Source organism: Sphingobium trunci (assembly GCF_022664535.1).
Lineage (GTDB): Bacteria > Pseudomonadota > Alphaproteobacteria > Sphingomonadales > Sphingomonadaceae > Sphingobium.
In genome coordinates this window covers 23,846-49,684 of record NZ_JAKUJY010000015.1, presented here as the reverse complement: position 1 = coordinate 49,684, position 25,839 = coordinate 23,846, and the positions used below count along the sequence as shown (strand labels likewise).

At 60.4% G+C, this 25,839-nt stretch carries 20 protein-coding genes; 8 read left to right on the top strand and 12 right to left on the bottom strand.

All coding sequences use genetic code 11. From position 1 onward, the window contains the following. Positions 1-116: 116 nt before the first annotated feature. Both MJ601_RS13805 and MJ601_RS13800 read right to left on the bottom strand, forming a co-directional pair. Positions 117-914: an SDR family NAD(P)-dependent oxidoreductase gene (locus tag MJ601_RS13805; RefSeq protein WP_242127371.1), complete on the bottom strand. Its 798-nt coding sequence runs from the start codon at positions 912-914 to the stop codon at positions 117-119. Positions 915-935: 21 nt separating this feature from the next. After that, on the bottom strand, positions 936-1,847 hold the full coding sequence (locus MJ601_RS13800; protein WP_242127370.1) for an SMP-30/gluconolactonase/LRE family protein: 912 nt from the start codon (positions 1,845-1,847) through the stop codon (positions 936-938). A gap of 262 nt (positions 1,848-2,109) precedes the next feature. Between MJ601_RS13800 and MJ601_RS13795 the strand changes: the two genes are divergently transcribed. Further along, entirely contained in the window at positions 2,110-3,024 is a 915-nt protein-coding gene (locus MJ601_RS13795; protein WP_242127368.1) for a VOC family protein, read from the top strand. A 50-nt stretch (positions 3,025-3,074) separates the two neighbouring features. Beyond that, positions 3,075-4,145, top strand: coding sequence for an amidohydrolase family protein (locus MJ601_RS13790; RefSeq protein ID WP_242127365.1), 1,071 nt, complete (start codon positions 3,075-3,077; stop codon positions 4,143-4,145). Positions 4,146-4,467: 322 nt separating this feature from the next. Here the strand turns inward: MJ601_RS13790 and MJ601_RS13785 are convergent, their stop codons facing one another. After that, positions 4,468-4,920, bottom strand: coding sequence for an Lrp/AsnC family transcriptional regulator (locus MJ601_RS13785; protein ID WP_242127363.1), 453 nt, complete (start codon positions 4,918-4,920; stop codon positions 4,468-4,470). Between the two features lie 132 nt (positions 4,921-5,052). Here MJ601_RS13785 and MJ601_RS13780 point away from each other — a divergent pair, with 132 nt between their 5' ends. The 6 genes from MJ601_RS13780 to MJ601_RS13755 all read left to right on the top strand — a co-directional run bounded on the left by MJ601_RS13780 (position 5,053) and on the right by MJ601_RS13755 (position 12,958). Then, a complete protein-coding gene (locus MJ601_RS13780) occupies positions 5,053-6,273 on the top strand; it encodes a thiamine pyrophosphate-dependent enzyme (protein WP_242127361.1) in 1,221 nt (406 codons plus the stop codon). A gap of 13 nt (positions 6,274-6,286) precedes the next feature. Beyond that, positions 6,287-7,294, top strand: coding sequence for an alpha-ketoacid dehydrogenase subunit beta (locus MJ601_RS13775; RefSeq protein ID WP_242127486.1), 1,008 nt, complete (start codon positions 6,287-6,289; stop codon positions 7,292-7,294). Further along, positions 7,294-8,571, top strand: coding sequence for a dihydrolipoamide acetyltransferase family protein (locus MJ601_RS13770; protein WP_242127360.1), 1,278 nt, complete (start codon positions 7,294-7,296; stop codon positions 8,569-8,571). Before MJ601_RS13775 ends, MJ601_RS13770 begins: the two co-directional genes overlap by 1 nt. Beyond that, the gene (lpdA, locus tag MJ601_RS13765) at positions 8,568-9,956 is read left to right on the top strand and encodes a dihydrolipoyl dehydrogenase (RefSeq protein WP_242127358.1); all 1,389 of its coding nucleotides are present in this window, start codon (positions 8,568-8,570) and stop codon (positions 9,954-9,956) included. Before MJ601_RS13770 ends, lpdA begins: the two co-directional genes overlap by 4 nt. Before the next feature lie 32 nt (positions 9,957-9,988). Then, entirely contained in the window at positions 9,989-11,143 is a 1,155-nt protein-coding gene (locus tag MJ601_RS13760) for an acyl-CoA dehydrogenase family protein (RefSeq protein ID WP_242127357.1), read from the top strand. 633 nt (positions 11,144-11,776) lie between these two features. Continuing rightward, positions 11,777-12,958 (top strand): acyl-CoA dehydrogenase family protein, encoded by a 1,182-nt coding sequence (locus tag MJ601_RS13755; protein WP_242127356.1) that lies wholly within the window; start codon positions 11,777-11,779, stop codon positions 12,956-12,958. A gap of 464 nt (positions 12,959-13,422) precedes the next feature. On the opposite strand, the gene MJ601_RS13750 is transcribed toward MJ601_RS13755, so the two are convergent. The 9 genes from MJ601_RS13750 to MJ601_RS13705 form a co-directional block, all read right to left on the bottom strand. Next, positions 13,423-14,685, bottom strand: a complete 1,263-nt coding sequence (locus MJ601_RS13750) for an NAD(P)/FAD-dependent oxidoreductase (RefSeq protein WP_242127355.1) — start codon at positions 14,683-14,685, stop codon at positions 13,423-13,425. A 162-nt stretch (positions 14,686-14,847) separates the two neighbouring features. Then, positions 14,848-15,645 carry a formate dehydrogenase accessory sulfurtransferase FdhD gene (gene fdhD / locus MJ601_RS13745; protein ID WP_242127353.1) on the bottom strand — a complete coding sequence of 266 codons (798 nt, stop codon included), beginning with the start codon at positions 15,643-15,645 and terminating at the stop codon, positions 14,848-14,850. Next, on the bottom strand, positions 15,635-15,874 hold the full coding sequence (locus tag MJ601_RS13740) for a formate dehydrogenase subunit delta (RefSeq protein ID WP_242127351.1): 240 nt from the start codon (positions 15,872-15,874) through the stop codon (positions 15,635-15,637). Before MJ601_RS13740 ends, fdhD begins: the two co-directional genes overlap by 11 nt. A 26-nt stretch (positions 15,875-15,900) precedes the next feature. Beyond that, on the bottom strand, positions 15,901-18,744 hold the full coding sequence (gene fdhF, locus MJ601_RS13735; protein ID WP_242127349.1) for a formate dehydrogenase subunit alpha: 2,844 nt from the start codon (positions 18,742-18,744) through the stop codon (positions 15,901-15,903). Positions 18,745-18,749: 5 nt separating this feature from the next. Further along, positions 18,750-20,729 (bottom strand): NADH-ubiquinone oxidoreductase-F iron-sulfur binding region domain-containing protein, encoded by a 1,980-nt coding sequence (locus MJ601_RS13730; RefSeq protein ID WP_491572921.1) that lies wholly within the window; start codon positions 20,727-20,729, stop codon positions 18,750-18,752. A gap of 516 nt (positions 20,730-21,245) precedes the next feature. After that, positions 21,246-22,469 carry a cytochrome P450 gene (locus tag MJ601_RS22040; protein ID WP_242127347.1) on the bottom strand — a complete coding sequence of 408 codons (1,224 nt, stop codon included), beginning with the start codon at positions 22,467-22,469 and terminating at the stop codon, positions 21,246-21,248. Between the two features lie 68 nt (positions 22,470-22,537). After that, a complete protein-coding gene (locus MJ601_RS13715; RefSeq protein WP_242127345.1) occupies positions 22,538-23,467 on the bottom strand; it encodes a LysR family transcriptional regulator in 930 nt (309 codons plus the stop codon). 87 nt (positions 23,468-23,554) lie between these two features. Continuing rightward, positions 23,555-24,448 (bottom strand): fumarylacetoacetate hydrolase family protein, encoded by an 894-nt coding sequence (locus MJ601_RS13710; protein WP_242127343.1) that lies wholly within the window; start codon positions 24,446-24,448, stop codon positions 23,555-23,557. 114 nt (positions 24,449-24,562) lie between these two features. After that, on the bottom strand, positions 24,563-25,459 hold the full coding sequence (locus MJ601_RS13705; protein WP_242127341.1) for a quinone oxidoreductase family protein: 897 nt from the start codon (positions 25,457-25,459) through the stop codon (positions 24,563-24,565). Positions 25,460-25,839 lie beyond the last annotated feature (380 nt).

The following is a 25,839-nucleotide window of genomic DNA, read 5'->3' as shown; positions in this document are numbered from 1 at the left end:
ATAGTTGCGCGTAGCGAAGAGTGGGGCAACGGCACAATTGCCTTTTGAGCAAGTTCCATATCGGCTGTGTATTGGCAGACCTTCATGTCCCCGTGCCGTCTGCCCCCTGACAGGGCTTAGGCGGCCGATATCCCGGCGAAAACGGGGCTGTGCGCCGTGAAGCCGCCATCAACGGCGAGGGCATGACCGGTGATGAAGCTCGCTTCGTCCGAGGCCAGGAATGCCACGGCCTGGGCGACATCCATGGGCGTTCCGAGCTGTGGTGTCAGGTGATGGCTTTCAAAGAAAGCCAGGCGATCCGCCGGGAAGGCCGCTCGCAACGCTTCGCTGACCACCAAGCCGACGATCAGCGCGTTCGCGCGGATGCCGGATTTGCCATATTGGGTTGCCAGATAGCGTGTCAGCGTGATGAGCCCGCCCTTCGACGTGCCATAGGCCGTACGGTCGAGATCACCTTGGATTCCCTTGCCGGATGCTGTGTTGATGATGCTCCCGCTGCCTTGGGCGATCATTTGCGGCAGCGCATGTTTGGCTGCCAGCATCGGCCCGCGCAGATTGACCGCCATCGTGCGATCCCACAGATCGACGTCCATGTTGAGGACATCGGTATCCTGGTCAAGCACATCGCGCGAGGTGATGGCAGCGTTGTTGTGCAGGATATCCAGACGGCCGAAGGTTTCGACTGTTTCGGTTACGGCAGCGGACACGTCACTTTCCTGGGAGACGTCCAGCGACAGTGCGATGGCCTTGCCGCCAACGGACAAAATCTCATCGACCACCGCTTGCGCGGCGTCCGCCGCAAGGTCGCCCACCGCGACGGAGGCACCCTGACTTGCCAGCAAACGCGCGGTCTGGGCCCCTATGCCCGTGCCGGCACCGATTATAAGCGCGGATTTGCCCTTGAATTTCTTCATATCATTATCCCTGGATCGAGCTCAGTTATAGGGCAGTGCCAGACCGGGCCGGGGCCAGCGTGCGGCGAACAAAGTTCCGGTCGCACCGCCGGTCATCCAAGCGTCCTGCATGTCCGCGCCGCCAAAACAGATGTTGGTCATGAATGGGTCAGGAAGCGGGAAATGTTCGGTCGTGCCGTCGGGGTCGAAGATGGTAATGCCCCCGTTCAGCATGGTCGCGACCGCGACTTTACCTGAGGCCTCCACCGCAAGGCTATCCACCATTTGGAAGGCGGGCAAAGTTTGGACGATCCGAGCGGCCATGAACGGCATTGGTGGGGGCGCCGCTTCTCCAGGCGCGACAATGTCGAAGGCCCACAGGCGTCCCGCGAGAGTCTCTGACACATAAAGCGTCGTGCCGTCGGGCCCGAAGGCCACACCATTTAACCCGACGTTTCCGCCCCTCACTTTCGATATACCCGATCCATCCTGTTTGGCATAGTAGAGGCCGCCATAGGTCATGCCGGTTTCCGTCATCAGTCCGGAATCTGTAAACCAGAATCCGCCATAGCAGTCGAAGGCGATGTCGTTCGGGGCCAGCAACGGCTGGCCATCGCAGTGGGTATACAAAATATCGACCGTGCCGCTGCTCAGATCGACACGTTGGATTGAACCGGTGGGACAGTCCGGTGCCCGGCCATGGGGCATGAGCATCGGCCCCTCTTCATGCCAGAGAAAACCGCCATTGTTGCAGACGTATGCGTGACCATCCGGTCCGATCGCGGCGCCGTTAGGACCGCCGCCCAAATGCGCGACCACCTCGACGCCCCCGTCCGACGCGACGCGTGACAACGTCTGGCGCTCCATTTCGACCAGCAGGATCGATCCGTCCGGGCGCCAAATCGGACCCTCAGGAAACCGAAGGCCGGTTGCGATGACTTTGTGCTCCGACATTAGGCCAGTCTCCAGTGCATCTTCTTTCTTGTGCTATCCTCCTAAAGCAGGAGGCGTCCCGTTCAAGCAGGATGGCCAATCTCAGCCGATAGAAATTCGCTATCGAGCCAGTTGGATTGGGGATTGGACGACCGATCCTTCTCCATTTACAACTTATCCGCTATATATCCGCTGAGCCGATCCGCCGATCGGCGCATAATAAGTTATAAAGTAGAACTTGCCAGTTTTATCTATGGTAATTCTATAAGCGTGTGAGGATGTGGTGAAGATATTGTCGCTCGGGTATATCGGATTTCAGAGCCCCAAATATGAGGAGTGGTTAAGCTTCGGGCCTGACATATTTGGGTTCGGCCTGGCTCCAAGGGGAGCGGATGGCAGTGTCCGCCTGCGGATGGATGACCGTCACCATCGCGTCTCGCTGCATCCCGGAGACATCGACGAATTGAGCTACCTGGGCTGGGAGGTCGCTGGTCGCATCGAATTCGAAGAGGGTTTGCGGCACCTTGAGAAACATGGCGTAGCCTACACGGCGGCAAGCGCAGAAGATTTGGCGGATCGCCATGTGTCAGCCATGGTTCATTTCCAGGATCCTGCGGGGTTTCGCCATGAGCTCTACCATTCGCCTGAGTTTTCGCCCTGTTCGTTTGTCCCGGGCCGCCCGATCCACGGTTTTGTGGCGGAAAATCTTGGCCTGGGCCATGCAGTTTTGGCAGTGCCGGAAGTCAACGATGAGCTGCGGGCATTCGCGACCGAGGTAATGGGGTTCAAGGTGTTCGCCGGCTATCGCGCCGAAGGGCCGAATGGTGAGATACTCGGCCTTGAATTTTATCGCTGCAATCCCCGCTCACACTGCATGGCCTATATCCCCGCCAAGGGAATGCGCGGCGTTACTCATATGTGCGTGGAAGTGAGCAGCCTGGATGATGTTGGCCGCGCCTGGGATATGGTGCAGGATCGCGGCATTCCGATTAAATATTCCCTCGGCCGGCATCAGATGGATGAGATGATCTCCTTCTACGTGCGGACTCCTACTGGCTTCGAATTCGAATATGGCTGGAACGGTGAAATGCTGGACGACAGTTACATCGCCCGCAAGCCCTCCGGCGTTGCAGCATGGGGCTTGCGCCAAATGCTCGACGGTTGGGGATCAACCGTCCGTCCAATTGATCCCTCCTAAAACGCGCCCGCGCAAGCGGGCTGAATCGTACTTTCCTCTGGAGACATCGGATGCTTATCGACCTGCACGCTCATTTGCCTCATCCGGGATTTCTTGATCAGCACCCGCATTGGGGGCCGACTTATGTTCCGAGTGCCGATGGCGACGTAAATCTGCGTATCGGCAAATGGGTGCTGCATTTGGGCATACCCGAAAGGCGCCAGGCCGTGGCGGCCGGCAACATAATTTCGCGCGAAGAGACGATGCGCCAGAGAGCTGATCCGCATTTCCGACTGGCGCAAATGGATGCGGCCAAGCAGGATATCCAGGTGCTTTCGCTCCCGTCACATTACGCGATGTACTGGGCCGATAAGGAATTCGGAAAAGCCTATGCCGAAAACACAAATCGGGTCATGGAGGAGTATTGCTCAGCCGATCCCGACCGACTTAAATTCTTCGCGCATACCGCATTGCAGGATCCCAAGGTCGCGGCAGCCGAACTGGAGCATGCGGTAACGAAACGCGGCGCGGTCGGCTTGGGCATGGGCGGCGCCAATTTTGGCGGACTGGAAGTCCATGATGAGGAATTCTACCCGGTATGGGAAATGGTTTCCAAACTGGACATTCCTGTCTTCGTTCATGGGTTTAATCAATCCGTGACTTGGGGTGAAGATGCCGACAAGGAGCCTTTTGACGTTACGGCCATCGTCGGAATGCCTTATGACGAGACTCGCCTTTTCTGGTACATGATCAACGGCGGCGTGCTCGATCGCTTTCCCGATCTCAAAATCTACATCACGCACGGTGGCGGTTATGTTCCTTACCAACTGGGTCGTTTAGACATGACGAACCAGAATCTGCGCACAGCGAAGAACAAGGAGCCGCTGCGGCATTATATGAAAAATTTCTATTTCGATCCGCTGATTCATGAACTGCCGATGCGTCAGGCTGTGATCGATGTGATCGATGCCGACAATCTTCTCTACGGCAGCAATTTTGGCGGAAGCGATGCCATACGTGAGGATCTTTCGGCGCCGCTCAAGATGAGCGACGAAAACCGGGAAAAGCTTCGCTGGAAGAATGCCGCAAGGCTTCTCAAACTTGATATCAGTGCAGACACGCCCTCTCTCGTGGCCGCCTGATATGGGGGGGCAGGATAGCGTGGTTCGCAATCCTCCCCCTCCTTTTGACCAGGAGATTCAGTGACTAGCGCCCGTTGAGCGCTTCGCCGAGATAGCAGGTCGGACTGGTTCTTGGCCTTTGCTGGAAGGGATCCAGGGCTGTCGCATGATGGCGCTTTGGCAGGAAGGCCCCAGGCGCGATGCATGCGCATTGTCGGCTGGAAGGTTCTCCGTACCTCGATTGATGAACAATATGGATGTTGCGCCCCTGTGTCCGGCGCAACACTTGGCCGGGATTTCGCCGCTCGAGTACTGTGGGGCGCATATAGTCAACATCACGGTGCTATATCGGCAGTGAAGTCGTCATCTTCACGCGTCCTAGCGCGAAGCGAGAATTGACTGCGGCGACGCCGGGGAGATGGAGGAGAACCTTTTTTAGGAAGCTTTCGTAATCTTCGATGCTGCGCGTGACGATGCGCATTGTGTAATCGCTTTCGCCACTTACCGAAAAACATTCGACGATTTCCGCTTGGCTGCCGACAGCCTTTTCAAGCGCCAGAAGTGTTTCCTCATCGTGCTGTTTCAGACGAATATCCGCGAACACGTTGACCGTAAGGCCCAATGCCGTGGGATCGAGGAGCAAGGCCCGCCCCATGATAACACCATCCGCCTGCAGCTTTTTCAGCCGGCGCCAGCACGGGGTGTTCGACAGGCCGACCCGCCCGGCGAGCTCGCTCGTCGGCAAGTCCGGGTTGTCCTGGAGAATCGCAAGCATTCGACGGTCGATAATATCCACGCAAGATCCATTCTAATTTTCTACTAAAAATGCGGTCATGTTTGCGTTACATGGCATTTTTAGAGAAAAAGCGGAATAGATTTTCCAGAGGGCTCCGGGCACAATCGCGCTCGTTGTTGAGGATGCTCGAAAATGACAGATTCTCCCGCTCTTTCGCTATATGTGCCGGAGCCGCTCGCGCGGCCGGGCGAAGCACCGCGTTTCGATCATCTGAGCTTCGCGGCGGGCGCTGCCGAGGTGCGGCCGGCGGTCGATGCGCCCGAACACGAATTACGCGACATGCCTTATGGGCTGGTGCGGGTGCTCGGCGAGACCGCGAGTGCTTGGGATCCCGTTCTCGATCCCGAGATTCTGCGCCAGGGCCTGCGCGCAATGGTCCAGACACGTCTGTTCGAGGATCGACTGTTCCGCGCGCACCGGCAGGGCAAGACCAGCTTCTTTATGAAATCGACCGGCGAGGAAGCGATTGGCGTCGCCCAGTCGATGGCGCTCGGTGCTGGCGACATGTGTTTTCCCACGTATCGCGTGCAGGGTTGGCTGATCGCGCGCGGATATTCGATCGAGACGATGATCAATCAGATCTACTCGAACGAGCGCGATCCGTTGAAGGGGCGGCAACTGCCGATTCTCTATTCGGCGCGCGAATATGGCTTTTATTCGCTGTCGGGCAATGTCGGCAGCCGGTTCGGCCATGCGGTGGGCTGGGCTATGGCCTCGGCCTATCGGGGCGATCGCGGCATCGCGCTCGGCTATATCGGCGAGGGGACGACGGCAGAGGGGGATTTTCACGAGGCTTTGACCTTCGCGTCGGTCTACCGCGCGCCGGTAATCCTCGCTGTTACCAACAATCAGTGGGCGATATCGAGCTTTTCGGGGATTGCGGGCGCCGAGCGGACCACCTTTGCTGCCAAGGCGCTGGCATATGGTATCCCTGGGCTGCGGGTCGACGGCAATGATTTCCTCGCCGTCTGGGCCGCGACCTTGTGGGCGGCGGCGCGGGCGCGTGCCAATCTCGGCCCGACCTTGATTGAATTCGTAACCTACCGCGTCGCCGGCCACTCGACGAGCGACGATCCTACCAAATACCGACCCGCCGACGAAGGCTCGCACTGGCCGCTCGGCGATCCCATCGAGCGGCTCAAGGAGCATCTCGTGGCACTCGGTGAATGGTCCGGCGAACGGCACGCACAGATGGAAGCGGAACTCACCGAGGCGCTGCGCGAGGCGCAGCGCGCCGCGGAGGCGGTGGGTACGCTCGGCAAATCGAAGCCCTCGGTCGCGGAAATGTTCGAGGGTGTCTTCAAGGATCCCGACTGGCGCGTCATCGAACAGCGCCGCGAGCTGGGAATTTGAAATTATGCCCGTGATGAACATGATCCAGGCGATCAATTCGGCACTCGACGTCAAGCTCGCGCAGGATCCGGATGTCCTGGTCTTCGGCGAGGATGTCGGCTATTTCGGTGGCGTCTTCCGCGTTACCGACGGGCTTCAGGCGAAGCACGGCTTGACCCGCTGCTTCGATGCGCCGATCAGCGAGGGTGGGATCATCGCCACCGCGATCGGTATGGGCGCCTATGGCCTGCGTCCGGTTCCCGAAATACAGTTCGCCGATTACATTCTCCCTGCCTTCGACCAACTCGTCAGCGAGGCGGCTCGGCTGCGCTACCGCTCGAATGGTGAATTCTGGGCGCCGATCACCGTGCGCAGTCCCTATGGCGGCGGCATTTTCGGTGGCCAGACGCACAGCCAGAGCCCGGAGGCGATCTTCGCGCATATCACCGGCCTGAAGACCGTGATCCCATCGACGCCCTATGATGCCAAGGGCTTGCTGATCGCCGCGATCGAGGATGACGATCCGGTGATCTTCCTCGAACCCAAGCGGCTCTACAACGGCCCGTTCGACGGCCGTCACGATCAGGCGCTGAAGACTTGGATGGGCGAACCTGCGGCCGATGTGCCCGAGGGGCATTACACCGTGCCGCTGGGCAAGGCCGCGATCGTACGCTCTGGCACCGATGTGACGGTGCTGGCCTATGGCACGATGGTCCATGTCGCGAAGGCGGGCATTGAGGATGCCGGAGTGGACGCCGAACTGATCGACCTGCGTTCGATTGTCCCGCTCGATATCGATACGATCGTGGCGTCGGTCGCGAAGACCGGGCGCTGCGTCATCCTGCATGAAGCCTCCCGCTTCGGCGGCTTCGGCGGCGAACTGTCGGCGCTGGTGCAGGAGCGATGTTTCTGGGCCCTCAAAAGCCCGATCGAGCGTGTTGGCGGATGGGACACCCCGTACCCGCACGCTTTCGAATGGGACTATTTCCCGGGGCCGGCCCGTCTCGCCAAGGCTCTGGCGCGCACAATGGAGAATCGCTGATGGGCCGTTACCTGTTCCGGCTGCCCGACGTCGGCGAGGGCGTAGCCGAGGCCGAGATCGTTGTCTGGCACGTCAAACCCGGCGATGCGATCAAGGAGGACGCGAGCCTGGTCGATGTGATGACCGACAAGGCGACAGTCGATATGACGTCACCGGTCGAGGGCGTCGTCACCGCCATCCACGGCGAGATCGGAACGATGCTGCCGGTCGGCTCAGTGCTTGTCGAGCTTGAGGTCGATGGTCCGGGCAATGCGGCGGGCGAACTACCTGTCAGCGCTGCCGCGCCGCCGGCAAGTGCGCCGGTCACGCAGCCGCCGTCGCCTAAGCCGCCCGAGCCGTCAAAGCCTGCTCCGAAGCCAGTTGCGGCGTCCGTCGTCGCTCCGCCTCGGCGCCAGCCCGGCCAGGTGCCGTTCGCGGCGCCCGCGACGCGCCGGCGCGCGTTCGAGCTTGGCGTTCCGCTCCAGTTTGTCCCCGGCAGCGGACCGGGCGGACGGGTTCTGCCGGAGGATCTCGATGCGTATCTGGCCACGGGGGGGCGGCCGGCGGCACCGGACGGGCTGGTCGAGAAGACCGGCATTGACGACAGCCGCATCATAGGCCTGCGCCGCAAGATCGCCGAGAAGATGCAGGATGCCAAGCGCCGCATTCCGCACATAGCTTATGTAGAGGAATGCGACCTCACCGAATTGGAGAGCCTGCGCGCTGAGTTGAACGCCGGCCGCAAGGATGGTCAGCCCAAGCTCACGCTGCTGCCGTTCCTGATGCGCGCGCTGGTCCGCGTGCTGCCCGAATTCCCGCAGATGAACGCGCGCTATGACGATGACGAGAACGTGTTGCACAAATATGAGGGCATCCATATCGGCATCGCGACGCAGACCCCCGGCGGCCTGATGGTGCCTGTGGTCCGTCATGCCGAGGCGCGCGATATCTGGGATTGCGCACGCGAATTGTTGCGCGTGGCGGGTGCAGCGAAAGCAGGGTCGGCGACGCGCGAGGAGCTGTCCGGCTCGACGATTACGCTCACCTCGCTCGGCACGCTGGGCGGCATCGTCTCGACCCCCGTCATCAATCACCCCGAAGTCGCGATCATCGGCCCGAACAAGCTAGTCGAGCGCCCGGTGGTGCAGGGGAGTTTCGTCACGGTGCGCAAGATGATGAACCTGTCCTCCTCGTTCGATCACCGTATTGTCGATGGCTATGATGCCGCGTTGTTCATCCAACGGCTGAAGCGGCTGCTCGAACATCCCGCGCTGATCTTCATGGAGGATGCGGCATGAGCGCGATGCTGACGCCAAAGGTGCTCGTCGTCGGCGGCGGACCGGGGGGCTATGTCGCGGCAATCCGCGCAGGGCAGCTCGGGCTCGATACCGTGCTGGTCGATGGCGACCGGCTTGGCGGCACCTGCCTGATCCGTGGCTGCATCCCGTCCAAGGCGCTGATCCATGTGGCCGGCCTCTATGAGGAAATGGCCGCTGCCGCCGAGGAAAAGGGGCGTTTCGGTATCCATCTCGGCGCCAGACCCGCACTCGATTTTGCCGAGACGGTGGCGTGGAAAGAGAGTGTGGTCGATCGGCTTAGCGGCGGCGTGAGCGCGCTGCTGCGCAAGGCCAAGGTGAAGGTCGTCACAGGCTGGGCGACCTTCTCCGATGCCAAGACCTGTATCGTTGAGAGTGCGCACAGCACAGCCGCGATCCGGGCGGAACACGTCATTCTCGCAACAGGTTCGACGGCGGTCGAATTGCCCTTCCTGCCGTTCGGCGACAAGGTGATCACCTCGACCGAGGCGCTCGCGCTCGGCGAGGTGCCGAAGCGGCTGGTCGTGATCGGCGCGGGGTACATCGGCCTGGAACTCGGGATCGCCTTCGCTAAACTTGGGTCGGAGGTTTCGATTGTCGAGGCGCAGGACCGCATTCTTCCGCTCTACGATGCCAAGCTGACCGATCCCGTTCGAAACTGGCTCAACCGGCACGGCGTCACACTGCATCTCGGCGCGAGAGCGCTCGGCCTATCCGGCGACGCGCTGGAGATCGAGACGCGGGCGGGTGAACGCATGGCGCTGCCGGCGGATAAGATCCTTGTCACCGTCGGCCGCACGCCGCGCATCGGGGGCTGGGGGCTGGAGGCGATGGCGCTCGCCATGGACGGCGGCTTCGTCGCCGTCGACGACCGCTGCGCGACTTCGACCAACAACGTCTGGGCGATCGGCGATCTCGTCGGCGAACCGATGCTCGCGCACAAAGCCTCGGCCCAGGGCGAGATGGTGGCGGAAATTATCGCCGGACACAGGCGCAGGTTCGATCCGGTCGCGATTCCGGCAGTCTGTTTCACGGAGCCGGAGATCGTCTCGGTCGGCCTCGACGCGGCGGATGACAACCATGTCGTCGGTCAGTTCCCGTTGCAGGCGAACGGCCGCGCACTATCGATGGATGGGGGCAATGACGGCGGCTTCGTTCGCACCATCGCAGAAGCGGGCGGCGGCCGGATTGTAGGGATACAGGCGGTCGGCCGCCATATCTCGGAAATGGCAGGCGAGTTTGCAACGCTGATCGAGATGGGCGCTACCTTGCAAGATGTGGCGGGCATCATCCACGCCCACCCTACGCTGGGCGAAGCGACGCACGAAAGCGCGCTCAAGGCTCTGGGACGCGCGCTTCACATCTAGTCTGACGCGCATACTGATTTGAAAGGGATGCAATGGATCTTGATTTCGGGCTAGGTGAAATGGCGGACACGATCCGCGAGACGACGCGCCGCTTCGCCAGCGACAGGATCATGCCGATTGCGGCGACGGTGGATGCGGACGACTGGTTTCCGCGCGATCTCTGGCCCGAGTTTGGCGCGCTCGGCCTCCACGGAATCACCGTGGAGGAAGAATTCGGCGGCCTCGGCCTCGGCTATCTCGAGCATATCGTCGCGCAGGAAGAGGTGGCGCGGGCCTCGGCATCGATCGGCCTTTCATACGGCGCGCACTCGAACCTGTGCGTCAACCAGATCCGGCGCTGGGGCAATCCCGAGCAGAAGGCAAAATATCTGCCGGAACTGGTTTCGGGCCAGCATGTCGGGAGCCTTGCCATGTCGGAAGCGGGAGCTGGGTCAGACGTCGTCTCGATGAAGCTGCGCGCGGACAAGGTTGACGGTGGCTACCGGCTGAATGGCACCAAATTCTGGATCACCAATGCGGCCTATGCAGATACGCTCGTGGTCTATGCCAAGACCGTGCCCGATGGCGGATCGAAGGGGATCACGGCCTTCCTCATCGAGAAGGAATTCGCCGGCTTCTCGATCGGACAGAAGATCGACAAGATGGGCATGCGCGGCTCGCCGACCGCCGAATTGGTGTTCGACGACTGCTTTGTCGCCGACGAACAGGTGATGGGGCCGCTCCACGGTGGCGTAAAGGTGTTGATGTCGGGACTCGATTATGAGCGCATCGTGCTGTCGGGCATCCAACTAGGCATCATGCAGGCCTGCCTCGACGTCGTGCTGCCCTATGTTCGCGAACGCAAGCAGTTCGGGCAGCCGATCGGGAGTTTCCAGCTGATGCAGGCAAAGATCGCCGATATGTATGTCGCGCTGAACTCGTCGCGGGCCTATGCCTATGCAGTCGCACGGGCCTGTGATGCCGGCAAAACGACGCGGTTCGATGCCGCTGGCGCGATCCTGCTCGCATCCGAGAACGCAGTGATGGTCGCGGGCGAAGCCATCCAGGCGCTAGGCGGCGCAGGTTACACGAAGGACTGGCCGGTCGAACGCTTCTGGCGTGATGCGAAGTTGCTCGATATCGGCGCGGGCACCAACGAGGTGCGCCGGATGCTGATCGGCCGCGAACTGATAGCGGACGTACAGTGACGACGCGCGCGCTTGACGCTCCGCTAGACCAGCAAGGCCCATCCCTTCATCCATTCGCATAGCGGTGTGCCCATTCGCGATTCACGCCCGCGCGTCCGAAGGGATATTCGCAGCGCCTCCACGCTGAGGCCACTGACGCAGAATGCCAACGTAACGGTGCTGCTGAAGTATGACGATCAAAGATACTTTTATAGTTTGCCCTACAAGGCGCAGCTTTGATCCTCCCGCGCAGCACCGAAAAAGCATGCTCCGCTCGTTGGGCGTCGCCTTAGAAGAGCGGCTTGGCTTCATGTGAGTACCGACGCCGCTGCGCGCAAGTTGGCCGTATCGAGGCGTGCGACGCTCCGGTCCGACGAAATTGTCCGCCGCGCGAAGGGTTACTGGTTGATCTGTTCAAAGTGCTCGTCCGAAGACGACCATGCACCCGGCACGGCCCTGCGCCCAATTCTTTGCGCTGCAGCCTAGGATTGGACCGGGTCCGATCCGCTTTACTCCAGCGCTTACAATGCCATAGCGCTGGTCGATCGCAGCTCAAAGACGGGTCGCCCGACAGTTGGTCCCCTACCCGAATGCGCTTGTTATTTGAGACATTCGGCGGTATACATGACGCAAATAAGGTTTAGGAGATTGCCCATGGAAGCCGCTCTGCTGTCCGTCGCTGATCGTGATCCCACCGCCGACGAACTAATCGCGCGCGCAAATGCAATGATCCCCGTGATGCGGGAACGGGCCGACGCCTGCGAGCAGATGCGCCGCATTCCGGCGGAGACGATACAGGACTTCAAAGATGCGGGCTTCATGCGGATTTCGCAGCCCAAGCGGTTCCAGGGTTATGACCTTGGTTGCGATGTAATCACCAAGGTTGCGATGCAGATCGGGCGCGGATGTGGATCGTCCGCATGGATGGCCGGGCAATGGCCGTGCCACCAGTTCATGGTGAGCATGTACCCGATTGAGGCACAAGAAGAATATTGGGCCACTGGGCCTGACACGCTTTCGTCAACCGCTTCGGCAGTGGCGCGGCGCAATGTGGAGCCGGAACGCGGAGGCTGGCGGATCACGGACAGTCAGATGCGTTTTTCCAGCGGGTGCGACGCGGCCGAGTGGATCTTGTTTACCCTGCCAACCGGCAGCTGCCTCCTTCCCAAGGCGGATTTCGAGGTCTTGGATGATTGGCAGGTGTTGGGCCTCCGCGGCACCGGCTCAAAATCGATCGTCGTCAAAGATGCCTGGGTCCCGCCGCACCGGTTCATTCCCGGCGACGAGTTGCGCAGCGGGACGACGCCCGGATCGAAAATGTACGATAATCCTTTCCTGCACGTGCCCTATGTGGCGGTTGTCAATCTGGGCCTGATTGCCGCAATGACCGGCATGGCGCGGGGCGTTTTGGACATATTCGAGGAACGCGTAACTAAGCGCTTCGACCTGCATACGGGTAAAGCCGCATCCTACGGTTCGGGGGCGCAGCTGCGATTTGCGGAATCATCGGCCGAGGTCGATGCAGCGGAAATGTTCATCGACTTCAACTGCCGCACATTGATCGACTGGGGGAATCAAGGATATGTGCCTTCGAAGCAGGAACGCGCCCTGCTCAGGCGCAACGTCACTTACGCCGCACGTATGTGCTTGAGCGCCACGGCGCGGCTCACGTCTCAGGGTGACGCCAGCGGCATGTTCGACGGACAGGATCTCGGCCGGATGGGCCGCAACGTCCAGATGGCCGGCTTGCAGGCGGCACTGACGTGGGACGAGCCTGCACAGACCTATGCCAAGCTTCGCTGGGGAATCGAGGAAGGGATTTCTCTCCTCACTTGATTGGCCGAGCTGCCTGAGCCAGGGATCAATGCAACTTTTGCCTGGCCGACTATGACTGTGTCATTCGACGTGCGCACCTGTTCCCGGTGCTACGTTTCTATGCGCCATGGCGAAATCTGCCGAAGCGCTTTGAGCCGCACACGCCGCCGACATCCAGATAGTCGACAGCTCATCCGTTCGCGCGTACCAGCACGCCGCAGCGGCAATGGGAGGTGGAGATCACTTGTCAACGGTCGCCGCCCTCGAGGATTCCGAGTGCGCGCGGCATCTGCCCGGAGGGCAATTGCCTACGGCGCGGTCGATATTCGGCCGGGATCGGCGCGCGGCTGGACCTATGCCCATGGTTGGGCGCGATGGTCGGGCTGACGTGACATTCTCAATTGGCAAAAATTCCTGCGAGATCAATGATCTTGATCACTGATCTCGCAAGAGAGGCGGCGGCAAGTTGCCGCTGTGAGAGCGGCTCAAGTTTCAGGGATATGAATAAGCTCCTTTAACGGCACGCTCGCATCAGCGAGCCGGGCGATGTCCGGACTTGCCCCGGATTCGACTAGCTTGCGGCCCTGGACGTAATCCTTGACCATGTTGACGCAGTCGAGCGCGATGACTTTGCCGGCCTTCAAGTAAACCACCGAGAAGGAGCGCTCGTCGGGACTGCCTCGCAGTACCGTCTGGTCGTAGCCGACCGAGAGACCCGCAGTCTGCAGGCGGAGGTCATACTGGTTCGACCAGAACCAGGGGAAGGCCTTGTAGGGGTGTCCTTCGCCGAGGATCGCCTTGGCGACGCAGGCCGCTTGGTCGTTGGCGTTCTGCACCGATTCGACACGCATCACCGTGCCCCCGGCATAGTCGGCGGCGAAGGCGGCGCAGTCACCAATGGCATAGACGTCGGGCAGTGAAGTGCGGCAATATTCGTCGATGTCGACGCCATTGCTGCCCGCTGCGCCCGCGGCGATCAGCGCGCCCACAGCGGGAACGATGCCGATGCCGACGATCACCGCGTCGGCGGGAATGACCGTGCCATCGGCCAGCTTGACGCCGCGGACCCGACCGCCCTCAACCCCAGGGGCGCCGACCAGTTCCTCGACCGCCACGCCGGTGCGCAGGTCGACGCCGTGGTCGCGGTGCTCCTTCTCGTAGAAGGCCGAAAGCTCGTCGCCGGCGACGCGAGCCAGCACGCGCGGCAGGGCTTCTAGCAGCGTCACCTTGCAGCCGAGTTTGGTCAGCACCGCGGCTGCCTCGAGCCCGATATAACCACCGCCGATGACGACGATGTTCTCCACGCCGCCGTCGATCTCGCCCATCAGCTGGTCGCAGTCGGCGCGGGTGCGCACCGGGTGCAGGCCGGTAAGGTCGGAGCCCGGGCAGGAGAGGCGCCGCGGATCGCCGCCGGTCGCCCAGACGAGCTTTCCATAGCCCATGGTCTTGCCGGTCGAGAGCGCCAGTTCCTTCTTCGACGGATCGACTCCGGTAACCTCGGTATTGAGGAACAAATGGACGTCCTTTTCCCCCCAGAAGGCTGGCGGACGGATGTAGAGCCGGTCGAAGGTCTTCTCGCGGGCGAAATACTCCTTAGACAGCGGCGGCCGTTCGTACGGCGGCTCAGGCTCGCGGCCGATCAGCGCGATAGAGCCGGTGAAACCGCCCTGGCGCAAGGCGACGGCGCACTGGGCTCCGCCATGCCCTGCTCCCACGATCACGACGTCGAACATGTCTTCGTAACTCATCCCATTTTTCCTAGCTGCACAATTGCAAAAAGAGTGATCTCATTGATAATCACGGTTAAATATCGAGGATTCGAACATCAATTCGACAAGCCCAGGCTGACCTTGACCAAATCGCCAGCGATAAAGGGACCCGCTCTGGACAGGGGGGCAGGTTTCCGGCCATCATGACATAGCCAAGAAGGAGTCGCGACGCGCCAATACCCTCAGAGACAAGCCTGCCTCACCCGCACGTTGTATAGCGAGTGAGGTTGGAGCAGAGATGGTGACGAGCATCGGGCATTCCGCCAGCACCGCTTTTTCGACGAGCTCGTAGGAACAGCGCGAGGTCACCAGGCAAAATCCCTCATCCCATTCGGCACCGCTCCGCGCCATGGCGCCGATCAATTTGTCGAGCGCATTATGGCGGCCAATATCCTCGCGCACTAGCCGAACCCGTCCATTGGGGTGGCACAGCGCAGCTGCATGGACCGCGCCGGTTCTACCGTTAAGCGACTGACAGCGATCAATCTCAGCCAGCGCGGCAAAAACCGCTTCCTCACTCGCGCTGGAGCGCGCGCTGACCACCGGCAGCGGCCGCATCGCCTGCTCCAAATTCTCGATCCCGCAGAGCCCACAAGACGAATTCGACACTCTGTGCCGCACCCTTTGCATGATACTCTCGGCCGTGTTCTGCGGAACTTGAAGACGAACGAGGAGGCCACCCAACTCGGGCTGGTGGATCGCTGGATCAGGAATTGCGACACCACGCTCGATCAGCCGTTCGGAGAGAACGAACCCGGCGACAAGATCTTCGATGTGATCCGGCGTCGCCATAAGTACAGCATAGCCGATTCCGTTGAGCTCGATAGCGATCGGCACTTCTTCGGCGACGTCGCGCTCAATCGGCGAATAGACGCCATTAGGCGCAACTTTCACAAAACTGCGGCGCTGGGCGCCCGTCACTTCCGGCTCAACCAGCATCGCTAGCACCCTGCTCGATCGGCGCGGTTGAATGATCCGGCGCGCCCGGCAGTTCACGTCGCAAGATTCCCAAGGCAGCGGTCGCGATCGGGTTCAAAAGCGGATCGTTCATAGCCAGCAGTTGAGCTTTCATCCGCGGATCCCAGAATGCCGTCATGTGATCGGCGACACTGCGTGCGGCTGCGTCGAAGCCCTTCACCGCCATATTACGCGCAATTTGATTGGCCATGTAAACCAGGCGATCCGATGAGCCCGTCATTTGCTCGAGACCGTCTCGATCCGCCGGGAACGGCTGGCTTGAACACGATACGATGACTGCCAATCCGACGGGCCGTTCGAGGCCGAAACTTGCACCGCAGTAACCTTGTACTCTGGGCAATTGGTCGCCCAGTCCGAATAATCGGTCGTGATGACGTTCGCTTGCGTCGTCGGATGATGAAAGGTCGTATAAACCACGCCCGGTGCGACACGTTCCGTGACGAGCGCGCGCAGAGTTGTTTCCCCGGCACGACTCTTCAGGGTTACCCAATCACCATCGCGCAATCCGCGATTTTCAGCGTCGACCCGGTGGATTTCGAGACGATCCTCAGGATGCCAAACCACGTTTTCCGTGCGCCGAGTCTGAGCGCCGACATTGTAATGGCTGAGAATGCGACCGGTCGTCAGAAGCAGCGGAAAGCGAGGCCCCGTCTTCTCGTCCGTGGGGACATAGTCGGTCACGACAAAATGCCCCTTCCCGCGAACGAAACCGCCCATGTGCATCGTCGGGGTGCCCATCGGTGAATCGTCAGTCGCGGGCCATTGTAGCGAGCCGTGCTCATCTAGCGCCGCATATTTCACTCCGGCAAAAGTGGGCGTAAGCCTTGCGATCTCATCCATGATTTCCGATGGATGGCTGTACTTCCATTTGAGCCCCATGGCGCAGGCAATCCGCTGGACGATCTCCCAGTCGGCATAGCCGTTGAGCGGTCGCATTACCTTGCGGACGCGCTGAATCCGCCGTTCCGCGTTTGTGAAAGTGCCGTCCTTCTCCAGGAAAGTTGAGCCGGGCAGGAAGACATGTGCGTAGTTCGCGGTCTCGTTGAGGAACAGGTCCTGCACTACGACGCATTCCATCGCCGCCAGTCCGGCGGCGACATGCTGCGTGTTGGGATCCGACTGGAGGATATCCTCCCCCTGAATAAACAGTCCCTTGAAAGTCCCGTCGGTCGCGGCGTCGAGCATGTTGGGGATGCGAAGCCCGGGCTCTGGATCGAGTGCCACGCCCCAGGCATCCTCGAACAGACTCCGGGTGTTTTGGTCCGATACGTGCCGATAACCGGTGTATTCATGCGGGAATGAGCCCATGTCGCAGGCGCCCTGAACGTTATTCTGCCCGCGCAGCGGGTTTACACCTGCGCCTTCCAGACCGACATTGCCGGTCGCCATGGCAAGGTTGGCGATCGCGATAACGGTGGACGAGCCTTGACTATGCTCGGTGACGCCTAGGCCGTAGTAGATCGCCGCCCTGCCGCCGGTCGCATAGAGCCTCGCTGCCGCACGCAAATCGGCTGCCGGAACTCCGGTCAGTACCTCAATAGCTTCGGGCGATCGTTCTGATTGAGCAACGAATTCCGCCCAGTCGCTGAACTCATCCCAGTCGCATCGCTCGCGGACATAGTCCTCGTTAGCGAGACCTTCGGTGACGACGACATGCGCCATCGCTGTCAGCAGGGCAACATTAGTGCCCGGCCTCAGCGGCAGGTGGTATGCGGCTTCAACGTGCGGCGAACGGACAAGATCGATGCGCCGTGGATCGACAACGATCAGCTTCGCCCCTTGGCGCAGACGCTGCTTCATTCGGCTGGCGAACACGGGATGTCCGTCCGTGGGATTGGCGCCGATCACGAGGATCACATCTGCCTGGCTTACGCTGTCGAAATCCTGTGTGCCGGCCGATGTCCCGAAAGTCGTCTTGAGGCCATAACCGGTCGGACTGTGGCAGACGCGGGCGCAGGTATCGACGTTGTTGTTCCCAAATCCCTGCCGGATCAGCTTCTGGACGAGGTACGTCTCTTCGTTGGTGCAACGGCTGGAGGTGATCCCGCCTACCGAGCGAATGCCATAGGCCGCCTGAATGCGAGCGAATTCCGAGGCAACATAATCGATCGCCTCATCCCAGCCCACCTCGCGCCACGGCTGGTCGACGCTCCCGCGGATCATTGGCGAAAGAATGCGCTCGCGGTGGTTGGCATAACCCCAGGCGAAGCGTCCCTTGACGCAGCTATGGCCGCGATTCGCCTTGCCGTCCTTCCAGGGCACCATGCGAACTAACTGTTCGCCACGCATCTCGGCGCGGAAGGTGCAGCCCACACCGCAATAGGCGCAAGTCGTGACCACGGCACGATCGGGCGTTCCGACTTTTTCGACTTCCTTCTCGATCAGCGCAGAGGTCGGACAGGCTTGAACGCAGGATCCGCATGAAACACACTCGGACGACAGAAAATCCTGGTCCTGACTGACCGCGATATGGCTGGCGAAGCCGCGCCCGTCCACGGTCAGCGCCAGCGTCCCTTGCACTTCGTCGCAGGCCCGAACGCAGCGCGAGCAGACGATACATTTCGTCGGATCGAAGGTGAAATAGGGATTGGAGTCGTCCTTTTCGGCCGCGAGATGGTTCGCACCCTCATACCCGTAGCGCACATCGCGCAGGCCCACCGCGCCGGCGACATCCTGCAGCTCGCAATCCCCATTGGCGGAGCATGTTAGGCAATCGAGCGGGTGGTCAGAAATATAGAGTTCCATCACCCCGCGCCTGAGCTGACTCAGCCGATCTGACTGGGTCCGCACGGACATGCCTGCGGCCACCTGCGTGGTGCACGAGGCTGGAAAACCCTGCCGTCCCTCGATCTCCACAAGGCAGACGCGGCAGGAACCGAACGACTCGAGGCTATCGGTGGCACATAGCTTGGGGATCGAAGTTCCCGCGAGCGCCGCCGCGCGCATCACCGAGGTGCCCTCGGGCACCGTCACGCTAGCGCCGTCGATCAAGAGAGACACTTGCCGGCCAGCGGTCGATGCGGGCTTCGTGCCGAGGTCAGGCTCGCGGGTCCATGTCATGATGCCTACTCCATGGCCTCGCGCGCTGTCGCCGGTTCGAAATCCTCGGGAAAATGATCAAGCGCGCTCAACACCGGATAGGGTATGAATCCGCCGAGCGCACATAGAGAGCCGTGTTTCATAGTGTCGCAGAGATCGCGAAGCAGCAGGATATCTTTCTCCGGATGACGGGCGGCCCGAGACGCGTTGCGCATCTGCGGAAGCTGCGCGACGGCGTCGGCGTCGCGGATCGTACCGGCAATGATACGGTCCATCAATTCCACGCCGCGGGTCGAGCCGATGCGGCAGGGCGTGCATTTCCCGCAGCTCTCGGTCGCGCAGAACTGCATGGCGAATCGCGCCATGCGCGCCATGTCGACGGTATCGTCGAACACGGTAATCCCGGCGTGACCGATCAGCCCACCCTGCTGTGCGAAGCTTTCGTAGTCGAACGGGATATCGAACATCGACGGCGGAAAGTAGGCGCCCAGCGGTCCGCCGACCTGCACCGCGCGCACCGGCCGGCCCGAGGCAGTGCCCCCACCGATCTCGTAAACCAGCTCGCCCAGAGTCATGCCGAAGCCGATCTCGAACAGGCCGCCATTACGAATATTCCCGGCTAGCTGAACCGGAATGGTGCCGCGCGAGCGCCCGAAGCCGATTTCGGCGTAACGCTCCGCGCCTTCGGCGAGGATGAACGGCGCGGCAGCAAAGCTCAGTACGTTATTGATGACCGTAGGCATGCCGAACAAACCCTGGATCGCCGGCAATGGCGGCTTGGCCCGCACCTGCCCGCGCTTGCCCTCGATCGAATCCAGCAGCGCAGTCTCCTCGCCGCAGACATAAGCGCCCGCGCCTTCGCGTACTTCGATCGCGAACGGCGCAACGAGATGCGCTGCCCGCTTGATCGCTTCGCGCATCGTGCGAATGGCGAAAGGATATTCAGAGCGAATGTATAAATAGCCGTGGGTCCCGCCGACCGCGTGTGCAGCGATGGCCATGCCTTCGATCAGGCAATAGGGGTCGCCCTCCATCAGCATGCGGTCAGCAAAGGTACCGCTATCACCCTCATCGGCGTTGCATACGATGAACTTTTCGGGTGCCGGCGTATCCAACACGGTCTGCCACTTGACGCCCGTCGGGAAGCCTGCCCCGCCGCGGCCGCGCAGACCCGAGGCCTTCACCGCGTCGATGGTCTGTTGCGGCGATCCCTTGCGCGCCGCTTCCAGCCCGACCCAGCCGCCGTGCGCCGCATAATCTTCAAGGCTCAGGGGGTCAGTGACGCCGCAGCGCAAGAAAGTGAAGCGCTGCTGGCGCGCGAAGAATGGCAGACTGGCCACGTCGCCGACACGGTTTGGATGTGAACCGTCGAGTACAGTTGCGATCTTGTCCGGTGATACAGGACCGAACCCAATACGGCCTTCCGGCGTATCTACTTCGACCAGGGGTTCGATTGCGAATAGCCCTCGGCTGCCGGTGCGCACTACGTCCACGCCTGCTGCTGCCAGCGCAGCAGAAACCTCGTCCGCGCCGAGCGCGACTGAGGCCATGTCGCGCGACACGTAGGCTCGAACACCTATACCCAGACCTTCGGCCTGGCGAACGCGGCCTCGCGGTAACAAATCGGCGACCGATACGACCGGTGCGCATGGTTCGCCATCGACTAGCGCCGCTGGTCCTATCGCACACATGCCGAGACAGTAGACCGGCTCGACAGAGAAGCCCGCCACATCCTCCATCTGGGCCGCGACGGTTTCAGCGCCCCGCGCCTGGCAGGCTTCCGCGCGGCACAGCTTCGCGACGGTACCGCCGACCCGGGTGCTCCGGAAATCATGATAGAAGCTGACGACCCCATGCACTTCGGCACGGCTCAGATTCAGAGCGCCTGCTATGATAGGCACGGCCCCGGCAGGAACATGACCGAGCGCTTGCTGAACTGCGTGGAGAAGTGGCAACAGCGCGCCACGCTGGCCAGCATGGGCGGCCGCTATGGCCTCGATCTGCATAATCTCTTGCGGGGTCAACTCAGCCTGCACTACTATCCACCTTTGGCCTAATTTTCGGTGGTGAAGCGCGACGCGTCAAATCGACAAAATTAATGCTATAATAGCGAAAGCCTATCAACCAAAATGTCGCAGTCCCTTTGCAACACTCAAAGCTGGCCAGCATCCCGAATCCTGGGCCGTTTGGAGCTGGAAAATTCCAGTTATGATCGGATGCCGCCGATCGAAGCCATCACCTTGCCAATGAGTCCGATCGAGCCGCTCAGTACTCCCCCCGGGGCAATCCCGTCATCGCGCATCCGTCTTCAGCATTATGCATGATGCCCGACATCATCCGTTTGCTCATCCTCGATGCCTCCTTGACTACCGTGAACCAGCATCCAACGCTTCCGCCAGAGCTCATTGCATATCGCCCTCGACATTTTCGCATGATGCCCAACGGTGGCGCGCAAAAGTGGTGGTACGCGTGTCAGAATTTGCTCACCCTTACGCTGCTCGGCAATTCGCAACCATCTCTGGTCATGCAGCCTCCCATACGAGAGGGATCTCGACCGGTTGAATGGTGCCTGCGAGGTATGATTCCACCACCGCGCCCGGAGCGATGCGAAATTCGGGAATACCCGAAAGGAATTCCTCCATCCCGATTCGCATTTCGCGGCGTGCAAGATGCATGCCGATGCAGGTATGAACTCCATATCCGAAGGTTACGTGGCGCGGTTTACGGTCGAGAATCACTTCGTCAGGGTTGGGAAACTCTTCAGGATCGCGACCCGCGAGAAATGCCGGGACCATGATCTTATCGCCAGGCAGAATCTTTTGCCCGGCAATCTCAACCTCTTTGATGCATTCGCGTCTGTTGAGAATAGGAGAGTAAGCCCGCATGAGTTCGTCCAGCGCGGCAGGAATCTTTTCGGGATTTTCGCGCAGCGTTGCCTGGTGGTCGGGCCGTTCGGCCAAATGACGAAACTGGAGGCCCATATTGGTCGACACAGTATCAAGGCCACCGATGAACAGGTTGAAACAGAATCCCGTAATCTCGTCATCTGTCATGGGCCGACCCTTAACGTCTGCCTGCACCGCAAACGTGATAAGATCATCTCGGGGAGCGCGACGCCGGCTTTCACATTCTTCCGCAAGATAGGCATTTACGGCACGCGTCGCGTCGATAATCTTCGCGATATCTGGTTCGTGAAGCAGACTATGCTCCCAGCTGAGAAATTCCGCTACTCGCTCCTGCGGCAACCCCATTAGTTCGAGGAAGACGCGAATCGGGAACTCGAATGCGAAATCGTTCATGAAGTTGCACTGACCGCGCGGCGCCATTTCCCGCACGTACTCGCGGGCATACTGCCGAATCTTGCCTTCTAACAGGGCCATCTTCTTCGGTGTGAAAAGTGGATTTACCGTCGACCGCAGCACAGTGTGGAGGGGCGGGTCGACCTCGGCCGGCACCAGGAACCAACTTTCACCGCAAAGCCTGGCGAAGGGGGCCATGTCACGCACCGTGAAGTGCTCGGAGTCTGAAAACACCTTGCGGACATCCTCAGCGCGCCGCGGCACCCATGCCCCGTCCACACCGTTGATCACCTTCTCTGCCCAAAAAATCGGAGGATAATTTCTAATTTCGGGAACGAAAGAATACGGATCTGCAGTCGTCTTATGTCCAAGAATGTAGGGGAAGGGGCGCACCTGTTCTGGCGACACATGTGCGGGAAGTGCGTTCGTTGAGCTAGAGCTGATCACAGATATTCCCTCCAGGACCTCATTAAAATTACTGGTAACACGCCATGGCTTCGCCCCTATTAGAGCGGCTAGTCGTGGAGTGGCGGCTGGTATGACGGCAGATCGGCTGACACTTCGGCCACGATGGATCGCAAGATTGAAAGCGATGGGGGTGGCATAGCCGGGTTCCAGATGAGATGGCCAGCCGAGGTTATTCGGCGGGGCTTAATGGGGATGAAGCGCACCGTCTGGAAACCGCATTGCCGCATACGCGCAGGCACCAACGAAACACCGATCCCTTCCGACACAAGCGCGACGATCGTTAGCCACTGGCGTACGGCATGCCTGATGATGGGTTCGAACCCCGCTTCCAAGCATAACGAAACGATACGATCGTATAGCCGGGGAGCGCCCTCGCGACGGAATATGACAAAGCCTTCGTTGGCGACTTCTGTCAGGTCGATCTCAGCACGATCGGCAAGCCGGTGATTGGCCGCAACGCAAAACATGTAGGGTTCTTCCCGTATGAGATCACCCTTTAAACCCTCTGGAATATGCAGCGCGTCGACGAAACCTGCATCCAGTCGACCATGGATAAGGTGGTCTACCTGCTCGGGAAGACCGAATTCTCGCAAGCTTATATTTATTTCGGGCATGCGATCTTCGAAAGCAGAAACGATATCACGCAGGCCCATGTAGATCATTGAGCCGGAAAATCCAATATCGAGATTGCCCACCCGGCCTTGGGCCACTGCCTTGACGATATTCTCGGCGCGCTGCGCCTGAGCGAGGACCGCTTTGGCTTCTGGCAAGAAAGCGCGGCCAGCCGCAGTTAGTTCCACCTTCTTGTTATCGCGATCAAACAGCCGGGCACCAAAACTCTCCTCGAGTTGCTTAATATTGAAACTGAGGGGGGGTTGGGTGATTGCCAGACGTTGAGCCGCGCGTCCGAAATGAAGCTCTTCGGCCAGAACGAGGAAATATCGGACATGCCGTAGTTCCATGTGCGGACGTTCCATTTGGTCATTCTCCTTGGGCAGATTCTTGCTCTATGAGAACACCATAAGGCGAGCCGCGGAATGCTGCTATGCTCATGACCAGCCTGCTCATTCGACGGCGAAACGCAGCTCGCCCAATCCATCTATGACGCTCCGAACCTCATCGCCTGGCCGCAGATAGCGATTGGGCGTGCATTCGGGCGGAACGTAGGCTTTCCCGCCCAGTTCGGCATCCTGCCCCCATCCCGTTCCGCCCGGCGTGCCTGTAATGATTACCGTCCCTGGTTGCAAAGTCAGCACCTCCGAAAAGAAGGAGACGATACGTGCGAAGGAATTGATGAGATTGCTGGTCGAATTGTTCTGCTTGAGCTCGCCGTTTAGATATGTCCTGAGGCCCAAGTCATAAACATCCGGAATTTCATCTGCCGTGACAAGATGATCCGAAAATCGGGTCGCGCCTTCGAAATTCTTGCTGGCGCCCAGGACCATGAAATTGGATCCATCAGGCAATAGTCTGACTTGTTTGTCTCGCGCCGTCAGGTCATTAGCGACCATATAGCCGTAGACATGGTTTAAAGCCTGGTCTTCTGACACACCTCGCGGGCACCCGTTGCCCATGACGATGGCAAGTTCCGTTTCCTGGTCGATCTTGCTACCAAGGGCAGGTTCCAACTTAAAAGGCACGTCCGGCGCCGCAACTGTCAGACCCGTTTTCACGAAGAATTCCAGCTCACGCTTGGGCGCGTTCATACCGTCGCTTGCCGGTATGCGCTCTTCTAGGTGATCACGATAATTGCTGCCGGTGCCCAGCACGGCACCAGGCCGGATCGGAACATCCAGCGTTAGGTCGCGTCGCTTGGCCCACCTGCCGGGGCGTTCCTTGAGGTCGATGGCTTCGCGTATCATGGTCGCCATGTCCGGTACATCGCTTACAAACACGTCGTCGCCTTCCAGAATGCCGGCAAAACGCTCGCCGTTCAGCAGTATCGTGACCAACTTCATATATTCCTCACCTTTCTAGCGTCCGGGCTCCAGAGCACCGCTCGCCAATGTTCTCTACTCAACGCGACCGAAGCGATCCGAGCTGCGGGATGGTTATTCCGACGGGCATGCCGCTCATGGCCGCACGTAAATCTTGGCGTGTGGGCTTGCCGCCTGATCTGCCCATGCTGCAGGGCCGTCTTCAAGCGCGTAGGCAACCGTATCGACCGTCAGTTCGCCCGCAATTGCACGCGCGACGAGCCGGTAAAATGCGGCTTTTCGTTCCTCGACAGGACGGCGCCCCGTACCGACGCCATAATGTGTTCGATAGGCCAGGTCCTTTAGCGCTATCGTCATGGTGGGGCCGGCCTGGACGCCGATACTCATGATGCGGGCAAATTTGCGCGTGTTGAGTAGAGCCGCTTCGGCGGGCGTGCCATAGACGATATCCAATACGACGTCGAAGCCCTCACCTGCGACCGCGCCGAGTGAGGCAATGTCGTCTGTTGTGCCGATCTGCGCAATCTCTTGCGCCCATCCGCGTTCTCTGACCCGCTCCAGCGCAGCCATGTTGCGCGCCGCGGCGACGACCGTTCCCGCGCCCATCAGGCGCGCGAGTTGCAGAGCGATCTGTCCAAGGGGACCCGTAGCGCCCAAAATCAGAACGCGTTCACCCTGCTGGATACGCGCTTCCTCCAGGGGAATTAGCGCTCCTGTGCCCGATATCCCTAGCGCAATAGCTTGGTCGGCGGGCAGATCGTCGGGGATCGGCCAGATTTCGCGTTCGTCAACCAGCGTCGTTTCACACCAGGACCCCCATGGTCGAACGGAATGACCGAAATAGACCCGCTCGCCATTCTCCAGGTGCCCGACACCTTCGCCGCCTATGACATAGGGTCCTTCGGTTCGTGCGCCGAGAACCCCGTCGGCGCGCTGTTGATCGCTCGAATTGAGCCCGCCAGCCAAGACATTGACCCGCTTCTGGCCTGGAGCGCAGCGAGGCTCCTGGAACTGAACCAGTTCGGCGGGCAAGCCTGCTCCGGGCGTTATGACAGCGCGCATTATGCCTCCGACGCAATTCAACAATTTACATTAGCGTTGCGCCGGTTGGCCGTAGAGATTTTTTGTTGGATCGTTCGATACCGACTATTGGGGGCTGCGCCTCCGTATCGTCCGCATCTGTCTTTTCGCGCTTCACATACGGTTTCACATAAGCGGGCGGCATCAGCCCCCCATCGTGGCCTAACGCTCCAATCGGCCCACTCGCTGGGGGCAGATCACCATCAAGGACGCGATCGACAAATGTTACCTCTACGAGAGCCACGAGCCGTTTTGTACGCATATCGCCGACTTCAGAGCCAGATTGATTCGTCCTCAACCCGATCCCCCACATGCCGCGACTGAACGCCTAG

Excerpts from the sequence above, each read along its gene's own strand:
- MJ601_RS13755 (WP_242127356.1), top strand. The coding sequence starts at position 11,777 with ATGGAAGCCGCTCTGCTGTCCGTCGCTGATCGTGATCCCACCGCCGAC.
- MJ601_RS13740 (WP_242127351.1), bottom strand. The coding sequence starts at position 15,874 with ATGGCCAATCAAATTGCGCGTAATATGGCGGTGAAGGGCTTCGACGCA.
- lpdA (WP_242127358.1), top strand. The coding sequence starts at position 8,568 with ATGAGCGCGATGCTGACGCCAAAGGTGCTCGTCGTCGGCGGCGGACCG.
- MJ601_RS13775 (WP_242127486.1), top strand. The coding sequence starts at position 6,287 with ATGAACATGATCCAGGCGATCAATTCGGCACTCGACGTCAAGCTCGCG.
- MJ601_RS13760 (WP_242127357.1), top strand. The coding sequence starts at position 9,989 with ATGGATCTTGATTTCGGGCTAGGTGAAATGGCGGACACGATCCGCGAG.
- MJ601_RS13790 (WP_242127365.1), top strand. The coding sequence starts at position 3,075 with ATGCTTATCGACCTGCACGCTCATTTGCCTCATCCGGGATTTCTTGAT.
- MJ601_RS13715 (WP_242127345.1), bottom strand. The coding sequence starts at position 23,467 with ATGGAACGTCCGCACATGGAACTACGGCATGTCCGATATTTCCTCGTT.
- MJ601_RS13805 (WP_242127371.1), bottom strand. The coding sequence starts at position 914 with ATGAAGAAATTCAAGGGCAAATCCGCGCTTATAATCGGTGCCGGCACG.
- MJ601_RS13780 (WP_242127361.1), top strand. The coding sequence starts at position 5,053 with ATGACAGATTCTCCCGCTCTTTCGCTATATGTGCCGGAGCCGCTCGCG.
- fdhD (WP_242127353.1), bottom strand. The coding sequence starts at position 15,645 with ATGCTGGTTGAGCCGGAAGTGACGGGCGCCCAGCGCCGCAGTTTTGTG.
- MJ601_RS13710 (WP_242127343.1), bottom strand. The coding sequence starts at position 24,448 with ATGAAGTTGGTCACGATACTGCTGAACGGCGAGCGTTTTGCCGGCATT.
- MJ601_RS13750 (WP_242127355.1), bottom strand. The coding sequence starts at position 14,685 with ATGAGTTACGAAGACATGTTCGACGTCGTGATCGTGGGAGCAGGGCAT.
- MJ601_RS13730 (WP_491572921.1), bottom strand. The coding sequence starts at position 20,729 with ATGCAGATCGAGGCCATAGCGGCCGCCCATGCTGGCCAGCGTGGCGCG.
- fdhF (WP_242127349.1), bottom strand. The coding sequence starts at position 18,744 with ATGACATGGACCCGCGAGCCTGACCTCGGCACGAAGCCCGCATCGACC.
- MJ601_RS13770 (WP_242127360.1), top strand. The coding sequence starts at position 7,294 with ATGGGCCGTTACCTGTTCCGGCTGCCCGACGTCGGCGAGGGCGTAGCC.
- MJ601_RS13800 (WP_242127370.1), bottom strand. The coding sequence starts at position 1,847 with ATGTCGGAGCACAAAGTCATCGCAACCGGCCTTCGGTTTCCTGAGGGT.